The organism is Halosimplex yunnanense (genome assembly GCF_054504345.1).
Genome location: NZ_JBTJEL010000008.1, coordinates 1 through 386 on the forward strand (window position 1 = coordinate 1; position 386 = coordinate 386).

General features: G+C 59.8%; 2 rRNA genes. Both read right to left on the bottom strand.

The window, feature by feature from the left end:
- Window positions 1–114 (bottom strand): 5S ribosomal RNA (rrf, locus tag AB2U09_RS00050); the annotation flags it as partial.
- Window positions 115–255: 141 nt separating this feature from the next.
- A 23S ribosomal RNA gene (locus AB2U09_RS00055) occupies window positions 256–386 on the bottom strand; the annotation flags it as partial.

Below are 386 nucleotides of genomic sequence, written 5' to 3' on the forward strand. Positions count from 1 at the left end.
CGAATCAGGTTTCCCAGAGACTCTCGTACTCCAGTACTCGCCGAAACGCAGGCGGGCTTAACTTCCGTGTTCGGGATGGGTACGGGTGTAAACCCCGCCGCTATGGCCGCCCTAACGCCGATCCGCGGAATCGAACCGCGCACCCGGACGATGTCCGGGACGCCAGTATCGGTGATCCGATGGTGACGACCGTATGTACGTGCAATCCAGGTTCCGCCTGGACCCGTATCACGGGTCCGTGTATCCAATGCGGTAATGATTGGTGGCTCGGTCAGTTAGTGCTCGCGGGCTGAACACCTCGTTGCCTCGGTGCGTACACCCCGAGTCTATCGAACTCGTCTTCTACGAGCGACCTCGGCGGTATCTCTTTTCCAGGTGGGTTTCCG